Below are 2356 nucleotides of genomic sequence, written 5' to 3' on the forward strand. Positions count from 1 at the left end.
ACCATGGACAACGCTGCCGAAGGCGCCAACGTGTCCAGCACCGACAGCGCCCAGAGCGCCGTCGAGACCCGCGGTATCGAACCGGTACCCGACAACGAACGCCACGGCCGGGTCCGGGAGCTCTTCCCCACCTGGGTGGCCGCCAACATCAGCGTGCTGCTGCTCACCATGGGCGCGGCGCTGGTGGTCTTCAACAAGCTGAACTTCTGGCAGGTCCTGATCGTCGCGGCGTGCGCCGCGCTCGTGTCGTTCGGCCTGGTCGGTGTGGTCTCCGTGTCGGGCAAGTGGGGCGGCGCGCCGGGCGCGATGCTCTCCCGCGCCACCTTCGGTGTACGCGGCAACCTCTTCCCGGGCGCGATCCTGTGGATCGCCCGCTTCGGCTGGGAGACGATCAACGCGGTCACCGGCGCGTACGCGGTGCTGACCGTGCTCGATCTGGTCTTCGGCGTGAAGAGCAACAACGTGCTGATCGTGATCACGCTGTTCGTCTTCGTCGCCTGCACGTTCCTGGTGAGCGGCATGGGCCGCAAGGTGCTCAACGTCTGCAACACGTGGTCGACGTACCTCTTCGGCGTCTTCAGCGTGCTGGTGCTCGGCTACCTGATCGTCCACATCAAGTGGGACGACGTCTTCTCCAAGCCCGCCGGCACCACCGCGATGATGATCGCCGGCATCGGCACGATCGCCGCGGGCGGCATCAGCTGGGTGCCCACCGGCCCCGACTTCGCCCGCTACCTGCCGCACGCCGCCTCCGGCAAGAAGATCGCGGGTGTCACGGTCTCCGGCGCCGGCATGGTGATGATGCCCATGGTGCTGATGGGTGCGGTGATGGCCGTGGCCACGCCGGGCCTCGCCGACGCGCCGGACCCGGTCTCCTTCCTCGGTGACCTCCTGCCGACCTGGCTCGCCGTGCCCTACCTGATCACCGCGATCGTCGGCATGCTGCTGATCAACTCCCTGTCGATGTACTCGGCCGGCTTCACCGCCCAGACCATGGGCGTCAAGCTGCCGCGTGCGATGGCCGTGAGCATCAACGCCGCGATCTCGCTGATCGGCGGTCTGCTGCTGATGCTGGTCGCGAAGAGCTTCCTGAGCTCGTTCATCACCTTCCTGATCCTGCTGGCCGTCTCCTTCTCGGCCTGGATCGGCGTCTACATGGTCGACATGGCCCGCCGCCGCAACCGCGCGGTGCGCTACGACGCCGAGGCGCTCATGGACACCACTCGCACCAGCCGCTACTGGTACGTGGGCGGCTTCTGCTGGCAGGCGATGACGGCCTGGGCCGTCGCCCTGATCGCGGGCATCTCCTTCACCAAGTGCGACTGGTTCGCCGGCCCGCTGTCGGGCACGTTCGTCGGCAAGTACGGGCTGGGCTGGGCGGCGACGATCGTCATCTCGGCGGCCGTCATGGCGCTGCTTCCCACTCCGCGCGAGAACGGGGTCGCGGCGGAGGCCGCGGCTGAGCCCGAGCGCGAGAAGGTTGCCGCGTAACCTTCCCGGCAACGTGCGGAGGGCCCCCTTGCGGGGGCCCTCTTCGCGTTTCCGGCTGCCCGCCGCCACCCACCCGCCCGATTGCCCGGAACCGCACCCGCGAGGTTGTGACCCGTCCTACGGCTGTGCCGGTACGTCCGGTGCGGGAAGGTCGAGTACGCGCGCGAGGGCGGCTGTGACGGGAGCGCAGTGGCCGGGCAGGTGCGTGGAGGCCCAGTCGGCCGCGAGCACGAGGAAGGCGGCCAGGTCGCGCTCGGCACCGGCGAGCAGGTGGTGGAGCTCGGTGACGGACAGTTCGATCACTGGACTGTCGCTCTGCTCGGCATTGACGGTCAGCCGGACAGTGCCGCCGAAGCGCTCCGCGAGCGGTGACACGGGTTCGTGGCCGAAGCTGAGGCAACTGCCGTCGTCGACGAGCTGATGCCAGTCGCGCCAGTCCTCCAGTCCGTCGCAGCAGCCGGGCAGGAAGGCGACACCCGTGGAGTCGTCGGTGACCCGCAGGCCGCCGGCCGCGAAGAGGTCGTCGAAGGTCAGCAGTCCGTGGAGGAACGAGCCCAGTGCGTCGGCCGGACGAGGCGGGCGGTCGCCGTCGGGGTCGATGTCATTGCACTCCGCGATGCGCATCACCGCCGTCCCGACCTCAGCGGGTGAGAGCCCGCCGCTGAGGGGCAGGAAGCCGAACGGCTCGATCTCGGCGACAGGCCAGAGGTCGAAGCCGTCGGGGGCGTAGATCTCCAGGACGGGCTGTATCACGATCACCCGGCGAAGTGTTCCGTATCTCCGCCGGCGCCTCCCGCGCGGGGTTCCGTTGACTTCCGGCTACCCGCCGGTGGGGGTTTTCCGCGCCTTCGGCGCGGTTCTACCC

General features: G+C 69.1%; 2 protein-coding genes. One reads left to right on the forward strand and one right to left on the reverse strand.

Going from position 1 to position 2356, the window contains the following annotated elements; translation table 11 throughout:
• Window positions 1-3 precede the first annotated feature (3 nt).
• On the forward strand, window positions 4-1491 hold the full coding sequence (locus K6I33_RS34330) for a cytosine permease (RefSeq protein ID WP_229358720.1): 1488 nt from the start codon (window positions 4-6) through the stop codon (window positions 1489-1491).
• A gap of 117 nt (window positions 1492-1608) precedes the next feature.
• Here the strand turns inward: K6I33_RS34330 and K6I33_RS34335 are convergent, their stop codons facing one another.
• Complete coding sequence (locus K6I33_RS34335) at window positions 1609-2250, reverse strand: hypothetical protein (RefSeq protein WP_229358719.1); 642 nt, start codon at window positions 2248-2250, stop codon at window positions 1609-1611.
• Between the last annotated feature and the right edge of the window lie 106 nt (window positions 2251-2356).

The sequence above is a fragment of the Streptomyces sp. UNOB3_S3 genome (assembly GCF_020740895.1).
Classification (GTDB): Bacteria; Actinomycetota; Actinomycetes; order Streptomycetales; family Streptomycetaceae; genus Streptomyces.

Excerpts from the sequence above, each read along its gene's own strand:
- K6I33_RS34330 (WP_229358720.1), top strand. The coding sequence starts at position 4 with ATGGACAACGCTGCCGAAGGCGCCAACGTGTCCAGCACCGACAGCGCC.